11 protein-coding genes are annotated in these 14900 nt (G+C 74.5%); 4 read left to right on the top strand and 7 right to left on the bottom strand.

Annotated features, from left to right (window positions below; all coding sequences use genetic code 11):
- Positions 1 to 26: 26 nt before the first annotated feature.
- From murJ to RM425_RS00740, 3 genes are read right to left on the bottom strand one after another with little or no spacing between them, the layout of a single operon-like run.
- Positions 27 to 2021, bottom strand: a complete 1995-nt coding sequence (gene murJ, locus RM425_RS00730; RefSeq protein ID WP_311343263.1) for a murein biosynthesis integral membrane protein MurJ — start codon at positions 2019 to 2021, stop codon at positions 27 to 29.
- The gene (locus RM425_RS00735) at positions 2018 to 4450 is read right to left on the bottom strand and encodes a DUF6049 family protein (RefSeq protein WP_311343264.1); all 2433 of its coding nucleotides are present in this window, start codon (positions 4448 to 4450) and stop codon (positions 2018 to 2020) included. Before RM425_RS00735 ends, murJ begins: the two co-directional genes overlap by 4 nt.
- Positions 4447 to 4923, bottom strand: coding sequence for an NUDIX hydrolase (locus RM425_RS00740; protein ID WP_311343265.1), 477 nt, complete (start codon positions 4921 to 4923; stop codon positions 4447 to 4449). Before RM425_RS00740 ends, RM425_RS00735 begins: the two co-directional genes overlap by 4 nt.
- Before the next feature lie 117 nt (positions 4924 to 5040).
- Between RM425_RS00740 and RM425_RS00745 the strand changes: the two genes are divergently transcribed.
- The gene (locus RM425_RS00745) at positions 5041 to 6492 is read left to right on the top strand and encodes a CCA tRNA nucleotidyltransferase (protein WP_311343266.1); all 1452 of its coding nucleotides are present in this window, start codon (positions 5041 to 5043) and stop codon (positions 6490 to 6492) included.
- Between the two features lie 7 nt (positions 6493 to 6499).
- On the opposite strand, the gene RM425_RS00750 is transcribed toward RM425_RS00745, so the two are convergent.
- Positions 6500 to 7786, bottom strand: coding sequence for an MFS transporter (locus tag RM425_RS00750; protein ID WP_311343267.1), 1287 nt, complete (start codon positions 7784 to 7786; stop codon positions 6500 to 6502).
- A 62-nt stretch (positions 7787 to 7848) separates the two neighbouring features.
- Between RM425_RS00750 and RM425_RS00755 the strand changes: the two genes are divergently transcribed.
- Positions 7849 to 8505 (top strand): YqgE/AlgH family protein, encoded by a 657-nt coding sequence (locus RM425_RS00755; protein WP_311343268.1) that lies wholly within the window; start codon positions 7849 to 7851, stop codon positions 8503 to 8505.
- 118 nt (positions 8506 to 8623) lie between these two features.
- On the opposite strand, the gene RM425_RS00760 is transcribed toward RM425_RS00755, so the two are convergent.
- The 3 genes from RM425_RS00760 to RM425_RS00770 all read right to left on the bottom strand — a co-directional run bounded on the left by RM425_RS00760 (position 8624) and on the right by RM425_RS00770 (position 11295).
- On the bottom strand, positions 8624 to 9385 hold the full coding sequence (locus RM425_RS00760; protein WP_311343269.1) for a hypothetical protein: 762 nt from the start codon (positions 9383 to 9385) through the stop codon (positions 8624 to 8626).
- Between the two features lie 153 nt (positions 9386 to 9538).
- Positions 9539 to 10615 (bottom strand): inositol-3-phosphate synthase, encoded by a 1077-nt coding sequence (locus RM425_RS00765; RefSeq protein ID WP_311343270.1) that lies wholly within the window; start codon positions 10613 to 10615, stop codon positions 9539 to 9541.
- Positions 10603 to 11295: a PadR family transcriptional regulator gene (locus RM425_RS00770; RefSeq protein WP_311343271.1), complete on the bottom strand. Its 693-nt coding sequence runs from the start codon at positions 11293 to 11295 to the stop codon at positions 10603 to 10605. The genes RM425_RS00765 and RM425_RS00770 overlap by 13 nt, the downstream gene beginning before the upstream one ends.
- Positions 11296 to 11834: 539 nt before the next feature.
- On the opposite strand from RM425_RS00770, the gene RM425_RS00775 reads away from it, so the two are divergent.
- Both RM425_RS00775 and RM425_RS00780 read left to right on the top strand, forming a co-directional pair.
- Positions 11835 to 12248, top strand: coding sequence for a DUF5318 family protein (locus RM425_RS00775; RefSeq protein ID WP_311343272.1), 414 nt, complete (start codon positions 11835 to 11837; stop codon positions 12246 to 12248).
- A gap of 166 nt (positions 12249 to 12414) precedes the next feature.
- Positions 12415 to 14898: a transglycosylase domain-containing protein gene (locus RM425_RS00780; protein WP_311343273.1), complete on the top strand. Its 2484-nt coding sequence runs from the start codon at positions 12415 to 12417 to the stop codon at positions 14896 to 14898.
- The last annotated feature ends 2 nt before the right edge of the window (positions 14899 to 14900 follow it).

Consider the following 14900-nt stretch of genomic DNA (forward strand, 5'->3'; position numbering starts at 1 on the left):
GGGCACCGCGTCCCGCGGAGGACCGGTCATCCGCGCCGGACGCGCGCTCTGACGGCTGCCAGGGGCTCGCGGATCTCCGGGACACGGGCGACCACGAGACCTGCGAGTGCCGCGGCGCCGATGACCACGGTACCGAGCAGCACCCGGCCGAGCGACCCTGCGGTGGACGATCCGAGCAGGTCATCGGTCACGATCAGGACAAGCTTGCCCACCAGGCCCGCGACCAGCGCTGCCGCCGCCATGGCTGCGACCGGGCCGAACGTCTCCCGGGTGCGCAGCCCGCCGAACCGCCGGCGCAGCGCGAGGCCACCGATGACCCACCCGGCGACGTAGGTGAGGCTGGTGACGAGCATCAGGCCCGCGACGACGCGCTCGGGACCGACGACCACGGGGACGAGCAGCAGCAGCGGCACGCGGACGGCCACCATGCCGACCTGGATCAGCGTCGGCGTGCGGGCGTCCTTCATCGCGTAGAACACCCGGAGCTGCAGCAGGGTCACCGCCATCGGCAGCAGCCCGAAGGCGCCGACGGCCAGCGCCGTGCCGATCGCCTGGGCCTCCTCCACCGAGGTGTTGCCGCGGGCGAAGACGAGGACGCCGAGCGGCGGGCCGAGGACGGTGAGCACGGCGGTGACCGGCAGCAGGCCCAGCGCAGACAGCCGGGTGCCCAGCGAGAGGTCCTGGACCACGCCCGGCACGTCGTGCCGCGCGGCGGCCCGGCTCATCCGGGGCACCAGCGCCGTCAGCAGGGCCACGCCGATGATCCCGTAGGGCATCTGGAACAGCAGGCTGGCGTACTGGAACACCGACGAGCCGAGGCCACCCTCGCGCTGCGCGGCGTTGGCGATCCGCAGCGCGACCACGACGCCGATCTGGCTCACGGCCACGTAGCCGATCACCCACAGCCCCAGGGTCCCGGCCTCCCGCAGCCCGGTGTCGCGCAGGCCCCAGCGCGGCCGCAGCGGAACCCCGGCCCTCCGGAGCAACGGGACGAGCACCACTGCCTGGAGCGCGATGCCGAGCACCGTGCCGATGCCGAGCAGCCACACCAGGCCGGGGGCGACGGTGGCCGGCTCGAGGGAGCCGGGGCCCGCCGCGGCGAGGAAGACCAGGCCGGTGGCGATCACCACCACGTTGTTGAGCACCGGCGCCCAGGCGGGCGGGCCGAAGATGCCCCGGGAGTTGAGGATCGCCTGGGCGAAGGCGCCCAGCCCGTAGAAGGCGATCTCGACCAGCAGCATCCGGGCCAGCCAGTTGGCCAGCCGGTACTGCTCGGGGTCCTCGTCGAGGCCGAGCAGCGCGGTCAGCAACGGCGCGGCGAGGATCGCCAGCACGGTCATGACCACCAGCCCGGTCAGCGCGACGGTGGCCAGCCTCTGGGCGTACCGGACGCCGTCGTCGCGGTCGCGTTCCTGCGCGTGCACCAGCAGCGGCACGATCACCGAGGTCAGGACACCGCCGAGCAGCAGCTCGTAGACGATGTTGGGCAGCGTGTTGACGGTGTTGTAGGCGTCGGCGAACAGGCCGACGCCCAGGGCGGCGGCGAGCACCATCGTCCGCAGCAGGCCGGTGATGCGGGAGACGAACGTGGCCACGGCCATGGTGCCCGCGGCGCGCAGGATGCCCCCGCTGGCACCGGGCGCGCCCTCGCGCTGCTCGACGTCGTCGTCGGTGTCGTCGATCGTCCGGGGCACCGGTGGCAGCACCGGCATCGGGAAGACCTGGGTCTCGTCGGCCGCGGGGACCCACCGGTGCCGCAGCGGCGGCAGCGGCGGCAGCGGCGGGAGCGGTCCGGGCGCCGGCGTCCGGCGTGCAGGGCCGGGCTGCGACAGGGGCGCCTCGTGCCCCCGCCGGACCGGCGGCGGCACCGGCGGCAGCGGGGCGCGGCCGTCCTCGGGCGCGGCGAAGGCCGCCCCGTCCGGCGGTGTCGCGCGGTAGGGCGGAGGTGGCAGCGGACGGCCCGCCGGGGGGCGCGGCCGGTCGGGGGTCATCTGCTGCTCGTCGTCGGGAACGGTGCTCACACCGGGCTCCGCGTGGGAACGGGCGTCGGCGGGCCGTCCGGGCCGAGCGGGGGGACGCCGGCGTCGGAGCCGGTGGCGCGGGCGCGGCGGCGCAGCAGGAAGTGCACCAGCCGGCGCAGGAACAGCAGGGCCAGCAGGGCGGCCGCGCCGATCGTGATGATCAGGGAGATCGGTCCGTAGGCCGTGCTGCGCACCTGCATCTCCACCCGCTCGCCCAGGGTGCCGCCCCCCGGCGTGGTGAGGGCCGCCGTGACCGCGACGCCGCCGGACTGGCGCATCGAGGTGGGTACCTGCAGCACCGTGCGGGAACCGGGGGCCAGCACCTGGACGCCGACGTCGCCGACCGAGATCGCGCGGTTGCCGCGGGATCGCACCTGGGGCAGCACCCGCACGGCGAAGGGCAGGTCGTTGCGCACGGTCAGCACGAGCGGGGCGTCGCTCGAGGCCAGCGTGTAGGTGCCGTCGGCCGGCGCCAGCAGGGTCACGCCGTTCCGGAGCCGCTGCATGGTCGCGGCGAGGTCGTCGGCGGCCGCGCGGAACCCCGCCGGGTCGTCGCGCCACGCCACCGACGTGGCGCGGGCCACCGCGGCGTCGAAGGCCTGCAGCGCGAGGGCGGGATCACCCACGACGGCGCCGGCGAGGTCGTCGCGCGCGGCCACGGCCTCGTCGACGACGGCCAGGCCCGCGGCGTCCAGGCGGACCTGCCCGACCGGCTCGAGCAGTGCGCCGTCCTCGCTGCGGGGGCCGGCAGCCAGCGAACTCACCGTGGCCGCGCGGAGCCACGGCAGCGATGCGGTGTCGGCCATCATCGCGCCGACGCCGTCGGGGCCGGCGTCGATCTCCCGGGGCGGGGCGATCAGCACGGTCTGCGTCGAGCCCGGCGGGGCCTGCGCGTTGAGCAGGGCCAGCTCGGCGAGATACCGCTGCTGGGCCAGCCGGGGCCCGCCGTCGGTGTGCTCGCTGCGGGCCACCACGTCGCTCAACCGCGCGTCGGCGACGAGCGCGTCCACGGGCCCGTCGGCCGTGGTCAGGGTGACCGACGCGGCGGCGGTGGGATCCGTCAGGCCGACGGCCGAGTCGCCGGTGGTCAGCGCCCCGGGGGCGAGCACCACCTCGTCGATCCCGCCCTCGCTGAGCCGCGCCAGGCTCGAGGCGCTCAGCGTCCCACCCGGCGCCCAGGCCAGGTCCGTCCGCGGCTCCACGTCGAGAGCGTCGGCGAGGATGCGGGCACCGGCGCCGTCCTCGGGCGCCGGCTGCTCCTCCGCGGGGACGTCGGTCCCACCTGCCGGCAGGAGCGGCTCCTCGGCCGCCGTCCCGGCCGGGGAGCCCGGCGGGTCCTGCGCCGTGCCCGCGGGGGTGCCGGGCAGGCTCCGGGTGACGACGTCGCCGAGGTCGGCGGCGTCGAGCGCGTCGACGTCCACGTCCCCGTAGGGGAGCGCCACCACGGGGTGCACGGCGGCGACGGCGCGCAGCCGCTCCAGGAAGGCCGCGGCCGCCTCGGTCCCCGAGCCCGTCCCGCCGGCCACCTCGTAGTCGCCGGCGGCCATGACCTGCAGCGCCTCGACCAGCGCCGGGTCGATCGCGAGGGTCACCGGGAGGGCCGGCTCCGCGGCGGAGGCGCCGGGAAGGGTGCTGCGCGGCAACCGCTCGATGACGCCGAGCGCGCGGTCGAGCCGGCCCCCCTCCGACACCGACTCGGCGAGGCCGTCGTCGACGAACCGGCCGGCGGCGTCGCGGTGGGTGCGCTCGGTCAGCGGCCACAGCCAGGCGACGGCGGTCGTGGCGGCGGGGAGGAGCGGCTGCTGGACGACGTACGTCGACAGCTCCCCCACCCGGCGGGTGTCGCCGTCGATGCTGCCGTTGACGTTGAGCAGCACCGGGTAGACGCCGTCGCGGTCCAGCTGCAGCTCCGCGGAGTCCACGGTGTAGCTGAACGGCACCTCGGCACCGGGCTCGAGGACGAGTTCCGGGATGGCCTGGAAGGGCGGCACGACGGTGGTCGCCGGATCGGGGTCGAGGTCCTCGGCGGCGAGCTCGGCCCGGCTGAGCAGCACGTCCCCGCGCTGCAACCGGACGTTGAGGTCCTCGACGGGCGCGGTCCCGGTGTTGGTCAGGGTGCCGGTCACGGTGACCAGCGAGCCCGGTGTCACGGTCCGCGGTTCGAACCGGCTGACCTCGATCTGCACCGGGCGCTCGGGATCGCGGGCGTCGTCCGCCGGGTCGTCCGCCAGGGCGGGCAGGGTGGGCAGGGTGGGTAGGGCGGGAGTGGCCGGCGCGGCGGAGGCGGGCGGTGCGAGGACCGCGAGGGTCGCCAGCAGCAGGAGCACGACGGCGGTGCGCAGCAGCGCCCCGGGCCGGGTACCGGTGCGGACGGAGCCCGAGGCGGCGGCAGGGCGACCACCGGCGCCACCGGCGGCCGACCGGCTCACGCGGTGTCGGCCAGCAGTCCGGGTGCTCGCTCGACGAGGGCACGCTCGTCGGCGTAGGCGAGCCGGCCGCTGAGCTCGTCCAACGGCACCCAGGCCACTTCGGTCACCTCGACGTCGGCGTCGGACAGGGCGCCACCGACGGCCCGGAGGAGGAAGTGGTGCACGGTCTTGTGCACGCGACGGCCGTCGGCGACGAACCAGAAGTCGATGATGCCGAGAGGAGCGACCACCTCACCGATGATCCCCGTCTCCTCCTCGACCTCGCGGACGGCGGTGTCCGCGGGTGTCTCGCCGGCCTCGATGTGCCCCTTGGGCAGCGACCACAGCAGGCGTCCACGCCGGTCGGTGCGCCCGATGAGGGCGGCACGGGGCCCCTGAACGCCGTCGTCGGCGACCACCAGGCCACCGGCGGACGTCTCGTCGACCCGACGCAACCGACGGCCGGGGCGCCCTCGTCCGCCGGTCCCAGCCATGCCAGGAGGGTAGCGCGACTGCGCGCACTACCCTGGCTGGTCGTGTCCGCCCAACCCCCGAGTCGTCCGAGCGAGGCCGGTCGACCGCGTCCGCCCGCGGAGCCGGTTCCGCCGGCCGTGCAGCAGACCGTGCGGGACCTGGTCGACCTCTCCCCCGTGCTCGCGGAGGTCGGGGAGCGCTTCACGGCCGCCGGCTTCCAGATCCACCTCGTGGGCGGCTCGGTGCGGGACGCGCTACTGGCGGCCGCGTCGGGCGCTGGGCGGCCGGGGAGCGGCACGGTCCCCGGCGATCTCGACCTGACCACCGACGCCCGGCCCGAGCAGACGCTCGAGGTGCTGCGCGGCTGGGCCGGTTCCACGTGGAACACCGGGATCGCCTTCGGCACCGTGGGGGCCGACGTCCGGGGCACCCGGCTGGAGATCACCACGTTCCGCGCCGACCGCTACGACCGGGAATCGCGCAACCCCGAGGTCGCCTGGGGGGACTCCCTCGACGACGACCTGGCCCGGCGGGACTTCTCCGTCAACGCGATGGCCGTCTCGCTCGGCCCCGACCGCACCGTCACCGACCCCTTCGGCGGCCTGGGCGACCTGATCCGCCGGCGGCTGCGCACCCCGGGATCGGCCGAGGACTCGTTCGCCGACGACCCCCTGCGCATGCTGCGCGCCGTCCGCTTCGTCGCCCAGCTCGGCCTGGTGCCCGACGACGACGTGCTGCGCGCCATGACGGCGATGTCGGCGGAGCTCGGCCGGATCACCGCCGAACGGGTGCAGGCGGAGCTGTCGAAGACCCTGCTGCAGGACTCCCCCCGCGCCGCGCTGGAGCTCTTCGTCGAGACGGGCCTGGCCGACGTCGTCCTGCCGGAGTTGTCGGCGCTGCGCATGGAGATCGACGAGCACCACCAGCACAAGGACGTCTACTCGCACTCGCTGACCGTGCTGGACCAGGCGATAGAACTGGAGAAGGCCGATCCGGACCCGGGGTCGCCCGACCTGGTGCTGCGGCTGGCGGCCCTGCTGCACGACATCGGCAAGCCGGCCACCCGGCGGCACGAGTCGAAGGGCCGGGTCTCCTTCCACCACCACGAGGTGGTCGGCGCCAAGCTGGTGCGCAAGCGGCTGATGGCGCTGAAGTACCCGAAGGACGTCGTCGAGGCGGTCTCCCGGCTCACCTTCCTGCACCTGCGTTTCCACGGCTACGGCCGCGGTGAGTGGACCGACTCGGCCGTGCGCCGGTACGTGACCGACGCCGGGGACCTGCTCCCCCGCCTGCACAAGCTGGTGCGCTCGGACTGCACCACCCGCAACCGGCGACGGGCCACGGCGCTGGCGGAGACGTACGACTCCCTGGAGGCCCGGATCGCCGAGCTGTCGGCGGCCGAGGACCTGGCGAGGGTGCGGCCGGACCTGGACGGGAACGCGATCATGGAGTTGCTCGGGCTCCCGCCCGGCCCCGAGGTCGGCCGGGCCTGGCGCTTCCTCAAGGAGCTGCGGCTCGAGCGCGGCCCGCTGGATCCGGCCGAGGCCGAGGAGGCCCTGCGCGCGTGGTGGGCGGCGCAGCAGCGCTGACCCCGCGTCAGGCCGGGACGGGCAGGACCGGGCGCCGGCGGATGCCGAGATAGGCCGCGACGGCCAGCAGGTAGCCGGCGCCCACGGCCAGCAGGACCGGCACCGACCGGCCCGACGGCGGCAGCACGAGGGCCGCGGCCAGGACGGCGGCGACGAAGGCGACGTTGAAGAGCGTGTCGTAGACGGAGAAGACCCGGCCCCGGAAGTCGTCGTCCACGGTCTCCTGCAGGGTCGCGTCCACGCAGATCTTCACGCCCTGACCGACCAGCCCGAGCACGAACCCGCCGGCGATCACCGTGGGCGGCTGGAACGGCGCCCCGAGCAGCGGCTGGGCGACGGCGCCGACGAGCAGCAGCCCGACCGTCCAGCGGACCCGGCCGAACCGGCGCACCGCTGCGGGGGTGAGCACCGCCGCCAGCAGCGAACCGGCCGCGATCGCCGCGACCAGCTGGCCCAGGCCGGCCAGCCCGCCCGGGAAGAGGCCCGAGGCGTCCTCCAGTGGCCCGCGGTGGAGCAGCAGGGTCATGAGGGTCAACAGGCCGAAGCAGATGCGGTGCAGGCCGATGGCGGCCAGCGAGGCCGCCGCGGCCGGCCGCGCCCAGGCGTGCCGGGCTCCGGCGACCATGCCCGCCGCGACGGTCCGGACCGGCGGGGCGCCGGCCCGGTCGACGGCGTCGGGTCCCAGGTGACCGCGGGTGAAGCCGGAGACCACCGCAGCGGCCGCGAGGTAGGGAACGGCTGCCGCCAGAGCGATCGCCGCGTACCCGGCGTCGCTCGAGCCGGTCAGCTGCAGCAGCAGGAGCGCCGCGCCTCCGCCGGCCACCGCGGCGATGGAGCCCGACGTCGTGGAGAGCGCGTTCGCCGGCACGAGCGCGTCGGTGGTGTGCGGAAGCCCGGCCGACAGCGCCGCCAGCACGAACCGGTTGACCGAGACCACCACCAGCCCGGCGGCGTAGAAGGGCACGCCGTCGACGCCGCCCAGCACCACGGCGGCCACGGCGGCCACCAGCCCGGCGCGCACGAGGTTGGCCCGCAGCAGCACCGACCGCCGGCTCCAGCGGTCCAGCCACACCCCGGCGAACGGGCCGATCAGCGACCAGGGCAGCAGCAGGACCGCGAAGCCGACGGCGACGTCGAGCGGATCCGCCGCGCGCTGGGGGTTGAACAGCACGGTGCCGGCGAGCGCGGCCTGGAAGACGCCGTCCCCGAACTGGGACAGCAGCCGGGTGGCGAACAGCCGCCGGAAGTCCGGGCGGACGAGCAGCGACCGCACCGTGGTCCCCGCGTCCCGCACCCGGTCAGCCTAGGAGGCCGGGGCACGGGCCGACGGCGCCGTCGTGCGGCACACTGGGTCCGGTGACCCCGGTGCCCGATCCCGAGTCCGGCCCGCCCGCGCGACCCGCGACGGGTCGCCGCCGTGCGGCCGTGCCGGCGCTGTCCATCGGCCGGCTCGAGGACGTGCGGCCCGGCTCCCTGCTGGTGGCCATGCCGGGGCTCATCGACCCCACCTTCGCCGGCGCCGTGGTCTACGTCCTCGACCACTCGGAGACCGGCACGCTGGGCGTGGTCCTGGGCAGCCCCAGCCAGGTGGACATCCGCGACGTGCTGCCCGGCTGGTGCGACCTGGCCGTCGCTCCCGCGGTGTTCCACGTCGGCGGGCCCTGCGAGACCGACACGGCGCTCTGCCTGGCGCGGTGCGTCGGGCCCCCGCCCGGGCCCGGCAGCGGGCTGCGGCCCGTCGCCGACGGGATCCACCTGGTCGACCTCGACGTCGCCCCGGACCCGCTGGCCGGCCGGGTGCAGGGCCTGCGGGTGTTCGCCGGCTACGCGGGCTGGTCGCCCGGGCAGCTGGCCGGCGAGCTGGCCGAGGGAGCCTGGGCCTGTGTGCCCGGTTCGCCGGAGGACGTCCTGGCCGAAGTCTCCGGACCCGAGCTGTGGCGACGTGTGCTGAGCCGTCAGACGGGACGGCTCGCCGTCCTCAGCACCGCGCCGGCCGATCCGTCGGTGAACTGAGTCCCGGTGCCGGAAGGCGCCGTCATCTGGTAGGAAGTACCTGGGAAGGGGCGGTCTGGGGAAGAGGCCGCCCCTTCCCGCATGTCCAGGGCGTGAAAGCTCCGCCCCGGGCGCGCGCTCAGAGCCCCAGCGCCGCGGCGAGCTCGGGATGGTCGGCCGCCGGTGCGGTCTGCTCCTCGGGCGGCAGGTCCAGCGACCGGCGGCCGTGGTCGGCCAGCGTCGTCGTCGCCTCCAGGTCGTCGGCGCCGGGACCGGCCGGCAGCGGTGTGGCGAACTGCACCAGCACGTCGTCGGTCGAGGACACGGCCACGGTGCGGCTGCCGGGCAGGCCGAACAGCTCGGTGGGCCGGCCGTCGATCGACCGCCGCCCCTGCCAGCTGTACCCGTCGTCGAGGAAGGCGGCCGGGTCGTCGGCGTCGTCGGCGGCCAGTCCGAGCACGACGGTCACCAGGACGTCGACCAGCGGCGGCTGCGCCGAGTCCGTGGCGATCGGCCGGCTCAGGTAGGTCTCCCCGGTGCCGGCCAGCGCCTCGGCCATGCCGGGCACGTCGCCGAACCAGAGGTCGTCCCGGGTGAAGAAGACGGTGCGGGCCTCCTCGGTGCCTCCCGTGCTGGTCACCGCCTGCGCCCGGCCGGTGCCGGCCCGGAAGTCGACCTCGCCGGTCAGGGTCAGCACGGCCTGCCGCCCGTAGGGGACGGTGACCACGAAGTCGGCGCCGCCCTGCTCGTGGTTGCGCTGCAGCAGGCCGGCCAGCAGGGCCGCGTCGGCCTCGGTCAGGGCGTCCCCGGCATCGCGGCGTGCGCCGTCACCGGCGCAACCGGCCACCAGGGCCACCAGCAGCCCGAGTGCGGGCAGCAGCGCGAGGGTCGGGGGCCGCATGGGCGTCAGCGTAGGGAGCCTGCGGCCCGGAGCCCGGCAGACGCGACGAGGGCCCGCACTCCGGCAGGAGTGCGGGCCCTCGTGAGGTGCTGGAACGGCCGGCCTTCAGGGGCCCGCGCCGAGCGTGCGAGGCGTGGGGGGAAGGCCGGTCCTTCAGTCGATGTCGCCGCGGATGAAGGCCTCCACGGAGTCGCGCGCCTGGCTGTCGTCGTACTGCACCGGCGGGGACTTCATGAAGTACGAGGACGCCGAGAGGATCGGGCCGCCGATGCCGCGGTCCTTGGCGATCTTCGCGGCGCGGACGGCATCGATGATGATGCCGGCCGAGTTCGGGGAGTCCCACACCTCGAGCTTGTACTCGAGGCTCAGCGGGACGTCGCCGAACGCGCGGCCCTCGAGGCGGACGTAGGCCCACTTGCGGTCGCTCAGCCACGGCACGTGGTCCGAGGGGCCGATGTGCACGTTGTCCTTGCCCATGTCCCGGTCGACCTGGCTGGTCACGGCCTGGGTCTTGGAGATCTTCTTGGACTCCAGGCGCTCGCGCTCGAGCATGTTCTTGAAGTCCATGTTGCCGCCGACGTTGAGCTGCATCGTGCGGTCGAGCTGCACACCGCGGTCCTCGAAGAGCTTGGCGAGCACGCGGTGGGTGATGGTGGCGCCGACCTGGCTCTTGATGTCGTCACCGACGATCGGCACGCCGGCGGCGGTGAACTTGTCCGCCCACTCCTTGGTGCCGGCGATGAAGACGGGGAGGGCGTTGACGAACGCGACGCCGGCGTCGATCGCGGCCTGCGCGTAGAACTCCGCGGCCTGCTGCGACCCCACGGGCAGGTAGCAGACGAGCACGTCGGCGCCGGACTCCCGCAGGGCCGCGACGACGTCGGCCGGCTGCTCGTCGGACTCCTCGATGGTCTCGCGGTAGTACTTGCCGAGGCCGTCGAGGGTGGTGCCACGCTGGACGGAGACGCCGAGCGGCGGCACGTCGCAGATCTTGATCGTGTTGTTCTCGCTGGCGACGATGGCCTCGGAGAGGTCACGGCCGACCTTCTTGGCGTCCACGTCGAACGCGGCGACGAACTCGATGTCCGAGACGTGGTAGTCGCCGAAGCGGACGTGCATCAGGCCGGGGACCGACGCCTTCTCGTCCGCATCGCGGTAGTAGTGCACGCCCTGCACGAGCGACGCGGCGCAGTTGCCGACGCCGACGATGGCGACCTTCACGGAGCCCATGGCTCTCCTTCCCCTGGACCCTCGTCGGGTCCGACGGACGCGGACCGGGTGCGGTCCGCGGATGACGGTGCAGGGGCCGCCGGTGCCGGTGCGGCGCCCGGCTCCTCGCGTCCTGCCGTGCTGCCCGACGCCTCGCGGCGTTCGGAATCGATCAGCTCCGAGAGCCAGCGGACCTCGCGGTCCACCGACTCCAGGCCGTGTCGTTGCAGTTCGAGGGTGTAGCGGTCGAGCCGCTCGCGGGTCCGCGACAGTGAGGACCGCAACCCTTCGCGCTGCCGCTCGACGGTGCGACGGCGGCCCTCGAGGATCCGCAGTCGCACGTCGGAGGCCGTGTGCCCGAAGAAGGCGAGGCGGACGCCGAAGAGCCCGCCGTCGTCGTACGCCTCCGGCCCGGTCTGGCTGACCAGGTCGTGGAAGCGCTCCTTGCCCTCCGCGGTGATCGTGTAGACCACCTTCCCGCGCCGGCCGGTGAGCGGCGGGGCGTCCGCCGGCAGCAGGGCGTGTGGATCAGGTTCATCGCTGCTGATGAGCCCGGCCGTGCGCATCCGCTTGAGCGCGGGGTACAGCGATCCGTAGGAGATGCTGCGCAGCCCGCCGAGCACCTGAGCGAGCTGCTTGCGCAGTTCGTACCCGTGCATCGGGGCCTGCTGCAGCAGACCGAGGATGGCGAACTCGAGCACCACGCCTCCCCCGGTCCCTGCGATCGATGTATCGAGACGATACAACGACATCGTGGTCCTCCGAACCACACCGCGGCCGATTGCCGTCCCCTGCTGCGTGGAGCCCTCTCGTCGCGCCTGCGCGGACCGCGACATGGCGACCCTCCGGGCCGCACCGCGGCCAGGTGCCGTTCCCCGGCGCCGTGGAGCCCCTTCGTCGCGTCTGCGCGGACCGCGACATGGCGACCCTCCGGGCCGCACCGCGGCCAGGTGCCGTTCCCCGGCGCCGTGGAGCCCCTTCGTCGCGCCTGCGCGGACCGTGACATGGCGACCCTCCGGGCCGCACCGCGGCCAGGTGCCGTTCCCCGGCGCCGTGGAGCCCCTTCGTCGCGCCTGCGCGGACCCCTTCGGGGCCCACTCGGCGCGACATCCCCGTGGTCGAGCTCGAGCCGGTACCGGCGGCTCCGCCGGCCACGGCAGCGCCGGACCAGCTCGTGGACATCATGTGGCGCTCGTCGCGAACTCCCCGGTCCACGGGCCCGCGACGTACATTGGCCGCCGTGCCCGGACGTCGAGCCGTCGTGGACTACTCGCTGCAGCGGCGAGCCGTCCTGGCGGAGGTGTACGCCGGGCGCACCGGGTTGTTCGAGGTCTGCGACGCCAGTCCCTACCTCTCTCGGGCAGCGAAGTACCACGGTGAGCCGACCGAGGCCTCCTGCCCGGTGTGCCGCAGGGAGCGCCTCACCCGCGTGAACTACGTGTACGGCGACCACCTCGGTCCCGTGGCCGGCCAGGCCAAGACCCCGGTCGAGCTCGCCCGGATGGACGCCGCCCAGGAGGAGTTCACCGTGTACGCCGTCGAGGTCTGCCGCGGGTGCGGCTGGAACCACCTCGAGTGCTCGTACGTCCTCGGTACCGAGCCCGTGCCGGGGCGTCAGCCCCGCCGGGGACGGCGCCGGACCGCCAGGGACTAGTGACCGCCGCGGGACGGTTACGCCGTCACGGCGGGCCCCTCCGTCACAGCAGCCCCTACCGGGCGCCGCCGGACGGGGTCCTCCCCCGCATCCACAGCTGAAGACGCAAGGCTGCGACGTGGGCATCCCCGTCGCCCACCACCAGTCAGGAAAGGGGTACTCCCGCGTGCCTCCCCACGACGAGACCTCGCCCGTCGGCCCGCGCGCCGGTTCGGTGCGCCGTCCGGCACCCACCCGCACCCGGAGCACCGGGGGCGGCGGTGGCGCTGCGCGCGGCGGCTCCGGCGCCGGCCGACCGGCGGTCCCGCCGCCGGGCCGCGGCCGCTCGGCGACCGGCCGCGGTGCCGGTGGGAGCGCGGGCCGTCCCCCCGCATCCGGTGGCCGTCCCCCCGGTTCCGGGGGCCGGCCGCCGGGCTCCGGCGGTCCCCCCGGCTCGGGTCGTCCGCCCGGCTCGGGCGGACGTCCGCCCGGCGGCGGCCGGCCGTCCGGGGGCAAGGGCCGTCCGGCGCGCACGAAGAAGCAGCGCCGGAGGCGCCGGCTCAAGATCGGCCTCGGCGTCATCGGCGGGCTGTTCGTGCTGCTCGGCGTCTTCATCGGCGTGGTCTACGCGAGCACGGAGGTGCCCAGCCCCGACTCGATCACCAACGCCCAGACGACGGTCGTCTACTACGCCGACGGCACCACCGAGATGGCCCGGCTCGGCGACGAGAACCGCACGAGCGTCCCGCTGGACCAGGTGAGCGAGGCCGCCCAGAACGCCGTGCTGGCCGCGGAGAACCGCGACTTCTACACCGACCCGGGCATCTCGGCGACGGGCATCGTGCGCGCGGCCTGGAACAACGTCACAGGTGGCTCGACGCAGGGTGGCTCGACGATCACCCAGCAGTACGTGAAGAACGCGATCCTGGAGAACTCCGAGCAGACGTTCAGCCGCAAGTTCCAGGAGCTCTTCCTGGCCATCAAGCTGGACAACAACTACTCGAAGGAGCAGATCCTCGAGAACTACCTCAACACCATCTACTACGGGCGCGGCGCCTACGGCATCGAGTCGGCCGCGAAGACGTACTTCGGCGTGCCGGCCGCCGAGCTGACCGCCCAGCAGGCGGCAGTCCTCGCGGTGCTGATCCGCAGCCCGACCGCCAACGACCCGGAGACCAATCCCGAGGGCGCGCAGAACCGCTGGGAGCTGGTGCTCGACGCGATGGTCGGCGAGGGCTGGCTGTCCGCCGAGGAGCGGGCCCTGTCGCAGTACCCGGTCGTGCTGCCCAAGGTGCCGCCGTCGAGGGGTATCCCGTCCGACTCGCAGGGCCACATCGTGGACCGGGCGCTGGCCGAGCTGTACGCGAAGGGCTACAGCGAGGAGCAGGTCAACAGCGGCGGTCTGCGGATCGTCACGACCGTGGACAAGCGCTACCAGGACGCCGCCGTGACCGCGGTCAACGACGTGATGAACGGTGAGCCGGAGGAACTGCGCGAGGCGCTCGTCGCCATCGACCCGAGGACCGGCGCGGTGCGCGCCTACTACGGGGGGCAGGACGGACTCGGGTTCGACTACGCGCAGGGCAAGCGGCAGCCGGGCTCGTCGATGAAGCCGTACGCGCTGGCGACCGCGCTGAAGGACGGCATCAGCGTCACGGCGCGGCGGGACGGCAGCAACAACCAGAAGTTCGACGACCGCGAGGCCCCGGTGGTGAACTCCGGCGGCGTCTCCTGCGGCGCCTGCACCCTCCGGGAGGCCATGACGCGGTCCCTGAACACCACGTTCTACGGGCTGGCCGTCGAGGTCGGGCCGGCCGAGGTGCGCCAGACGGCGCTGGCGGCCACCGGCCTGCCCGAGGCATGGCAGGACGACAGCAGCATGACGCTGGCCAACGCCACCGGCGTCACCGGCGGTGCCATCGGGATCGGCGAGTACGAGATGCGCCCGATCGACCAGGCGGTCGGCTTCGCCACCTTCGCCTCGGGGGGCATCCAGCGGGCTCCGTACTTCCTCGCGCGGGTGACCGACAGCGAGGGTGCGGTGCTGCTGGAGAACACCGGCGACCCCGGCCAGCAGGTCATCGAGCCCCGCGTCGCCAACGACGTCTCCTACGCGCTCACCGACGTCGCCCGGTCCTCGGACCTCGCCCTGTCCGGTGGCCGGGAGGTGGCCAGCAAGACCGGCACCCAGGGCCTGAACCGGGAGGACAACTCCGACGCCTGGATGGTCGGCTACACCCCGTCGCTGTCGGCGGCGGTCTGGATCGGCACCGACCAGCGCGATCCCATCCGGAACGCCGGTGGCTCGATCATCTACGGGTCGGGCCTGCCCGGTGACATCTGGCAGCAGTTCATGAACACCGTCCTCGAGGGCACGCCCGAGGAGGACCTGCCCGATGCCCCGCTGATCAAGGGGGACACCGGCGAGGGCGTGCCCGAACCGACGCCGACCCCGACGCCCTCGCGCACGACGCAGGCCCCGCGGACCACCACGCCGGCACCGGCGCCGACGCGGTCGGCCACGCCGACGCCCAGGCCCACCCCGACGCCGACGCCCACGCCGACCCCGACGCCGACCCCGACGCCGACCCCCACTCCGGGCGAAGGTGACGGCGAGGGCGAGGGATCCTCGACGCAGGGCGGTGTCCTGGGCATCATCGAGGGCGACTGACC

Origin of the sequence: Blastococcus goldschmidtiae (genome assembly GCF_031845325.1) — a bacterium.
In the GTDB taxonomy this organism is placed as follows: Bacteria; Actinomycetota; Actinomycetes; order Mycobacteriales; family Geodermatophilaceae; genus Blastococcus; species Blastococcus goldschmidtiae.